The sequence below is a fragment of the Dietzia sp. B19 genome, from assembly GCF_014145155.1.
GTDB classification, from domain to species: Bacteria; Actinomycetota; Actinomycetes; order Mycobacteriales; family Mycobacteriaceae; genus Dietzia; species Dietzia natronolimnaea.
Map to the genome: position 1 here is coordinate 34,180 of NZ_JAALED010000573.1, position 3,261 is coordinate 37,440.

3 protein-coding genes are annotated in these 3,261 nt (G+C 61.2%); 1 reads left to right on the forward strand and 2 read right to left on the reverse strand.

Annotation, left to right across the window (positions count from 1 at the left end):
- Window positions 1–508: 508 nt before the first annotated feature.
- Together G6020_RS16385 and G6020_RS16390 are read right to left on the reverse strand one after the other, a co-directional pair.
- Window positions 509–1,189, reverse strand: a complete 681-nt coding sequence (locus G6020_RS16385; RefSeq protein ID WP_095719448.1) for a hypothetical protein — start codon at window positions 1,187–1,189, stop codon at window positions 509–511.
- A gap of 114 nt (window positions 1,190–1,303) precedes the next feature.
- Entirely contained in the window at window positions 1,304–1,645 is a 342-nt protein-coding gene (locus G6020_RS16390) for a hypothetical protein (protein ID WP_182611315.1), read from the reverse strand.
- A 172-nt stretch (window positions 1,646–1,817) separates the two neighbouring features.
- Here G6020_RS16390 and G6020_RS16395 point away from each other — a divergent pair.
- The coding region (locus G6020_RS16395; RefSeq protein WP_182611316.1) for an N-6 DNA methylase at window positions 1,818–3,261 on the forward strand (1,444 nt) is incomplete at its 3' end.

Here is a 3,261-nt window from a genome sequence, read left to right on the forward strand (position 1 = left end):
CGCCCGGTTCAAGAGCGTCCCGATCCGATCAGCCATCGAAAGACCCTTTCGCCCGGAAACCTGCATCAATAGATCCTAGACCCGACGGGAAGGCGTTTCATAAGTATCGAACTAGACCCTGTGACACAGCAGCGATGGTTGGCGGCATATCGTCCCGCACGGGTGTACCCAAAAGAGACTAGTCGGAGCCTCACTTGCCGACGTGTGAACCGAACCGATATTCGGTGAGTTCTCCCGGCGCCTGGTGGCAGTAAAGTGCCTGGCAGCCCGAACTTTCCGCGCCGACGCCGATGGGCTCCGCCAGATGCACGCCTGGCGTAGTTCTTCAGTAGTGAACGCCGGACGCAACTGCCCAAGAGTGAGTACCAACGACGATGTGACAATGCTGCGAAGCTTGGATAGTATGCAGATGAGCAATGAGTCGGCCCTCTGGGCTTACGCCCCGACAGTCGGCCAGGCCCCTCGGTGTAGCTACGGCAGCCAGGGGCTGCTCTTTTTTGTGCCTCGCCTAGTCCCCAGCCTCAAGAAAATACACTTGAGGCTTCACGATCTCGAAGAGCTCGTTGGTGCCGTCTGTGTGAGTGATGGTTCGGCGGAACGCGGATGACACGAGATCTGGAAGCCACAGCAGCCGCTCGGCACTCGGAGAGGTCTGCAGGAGTCGCGTATTTCGTGGGATCCGATTTTCGCGGATCAATTCTTTGTGGTTCTTGTCATCCTTATTCCGGAAGTTTCTCTGGTTACGCTCTTCGAGGATGAGCAACTCTATAGGGCTCCAACTGCCGGCCCGGCCAGCGGCGAGTTCTTCCGCCAACGACCGATAGCAGGCGCGGCGAGCGTCTTCTGCGTCATGGTCGACGGGGTCTACGGACACCTGATGGGCAATCACGCAGGTCTCCTTCCCGTCAGCGAGATACCCGAGCATGTCCTCAGTAGCCCGTCGCCCTCCTGCCGTGAGCAGAGCCTCGGTGGTGTGCCAGTGCGTCGAGCCCGCAATCTCGAGAAGCCCTCCGCGCAACTCGTCCATGTCATCTTGAGCAACTACAACCGCGGTGAAAAGATAGAACGTCTTGCGGTGGTGCCCTATCGGATCCGGCGCCTGATAGGACTCGTCGAGGTAGGCGACGTGACTCTTTGTTCGGCGGTACGCCTCGGCGACAATCGACGCCTTGCGGTCAGAGAAGCCCATCTGGGGCATCTTAGACTCGCGCCGGCAGCGCACCTTCGACTCGGCCACAATGTACACACCGCAAACATTGCAACGACAGGCTTCTCCCTACGAGGGTGTCAGGTGCGATTTTTCCTAGTCGTCCTGCTTCTTCTTCGCCTCAATCAGTCGGACGGCGCGTGCGTTAACGCGATCCGAGATCAAGGGAAGGAGGCGGAGCACAAAGTGCCCGGCCCCAAGTAGCAGGACGGCCGCGAGGTCCAGCTTGTCGACGACGTCGAGAACCTGCATATCGCAACCTCCCCTCATGGTGGAGAGATGCCACGCCTGGCCGATTGCCAGGCTGAGTGCCGCGGCCAGATACTGGCCAGCGACCTGAACTGCGCCTGGGCGCAGGCTGCCAGCGTCATAGCCAGCAGGTTGTTGCGGCGAGCAAAATGACGAAAACCCGGTCGATGACCGGGTTTTTGAGCGCATGAATCCGCAACAAGAGAAATATAGCATTTCGACTGTCAAACTCGGCGAATACTCCAAGTCCAGTCGTTGCGCGAGAATAAGCAGTCTCTAGCGGTGCGTCCGGGAACTTCCTGACGGGGAATGACGGACAATCAGAGCAACCCCACCACTTGCATCCTGAAAGGTTGCTCACGTGTCATCGCCTTGGCTCACTACTGCTGTTTCGGAGTTCGGGCAGCGTTGCAAAGCCAAGTTGGCCGGTCCGGGTGAGGCAGAAGCGGCGATCCGGGCTCCGATCGAACAGTTACTCGCCGCCGCTGGCGAGCACCTTTCCTTGGATGTGGTCCCACACGACGAGGTCCGCGACGACGACCGCGGCGTTCGTCCCGACTACGCGATCAGCGTCGGCGGTGCGATCACTGGGTACGTCGAGGTCAAGAAGCCTGGCGCCAACTTAGACCCGGTCTCCATGCGAGGCCACAACCTCAAACAGTGGACGAGGCAGAAGGACCTCCCGAACCTGATCTACACCAATGGCACGGAGTGGCGGCTCTACCGCGATAGCGAGCCGGTCGGAGATCCGATACACCTTGCCGGCGGGCCGCTCCGCACGGCTGGAGCGGAGCTTTCCGCGCCCGCAGAGTTCGAGCAGTTCCTGACCGACTTCCTGCGGTGGGAGCCAGCGCCCATCACCAGCGTGATCGCTCTCGTTCGGGCTATCGCGCCGCTGACTCGACTTCTGCGCGGTGAAGTCTTGGACCAGCTCGCCACCGAGCAGCGCAAGATCAAGGCGGGAGCTCGACGCGAAGATCAGCCATTCCATGGACTCGCCAGGGACTGGCGACACCTGCTATTTCCGACCGCTGACGACGCGACCTTCGCCGACGGCTACGCGCAAACCGTCACGTTCGCCCTCCTCCTCGCCCGAACCGAAGGCATCACACTCGCCGATACCGGCGGCCTGCACGCAGTGGGCACGAAACTTGCGGGACAACACTCCCTCATGGCCCGAGCGCTTCAACTGCTGACCGACTACGTCGCAGCTGACTTCAAGGTCACCATCGACCTCCTGGTGCGTGTCATCGACGCCGTGCAGTGGCCGAAGGTCCGCGCCGGCCGCCGCGACACCTATCTCCACCTGTACGAAACCTTCCTCGACGTCTACGACCCGCAGCTGCGGCAAAAATCCGGTTCGTACTACACACCACGTGAAGTGGTCGAGCAAATGGTCCGCCTCACCGAAGAAGTCCTGGAAACACGATTGGGTAGAACCGCAGGATTCGCCGACCCGGATGTGGTCGTGGCCGACCCCGCGATGGGCACGGGCACATTCCTACACACGATCATCGAGCACGTCGCGGCCCGAGTGGCCGAGCGAGACGGGCAGGGCGCCGTTGCGGGGGCAGTAAGCCAACTCGCCAAGCGGCTTGTCGGATTCGAACTCCAGACGGGCCCATTCGCCGTCGCCGAACTGCGTGCCACCGACCTACTCACCGATCTCGGTGCCAACCTCCCACCGGCAGGCCTGGGAATGTACGTCACCGACACCCTCGACGACCCCCACGCCGAACAGACCCAACTCGGATCTGGCCTTGAGTTGATCAGTCGGTCTAGCCCCGCTGATTCACGGGCCGGTG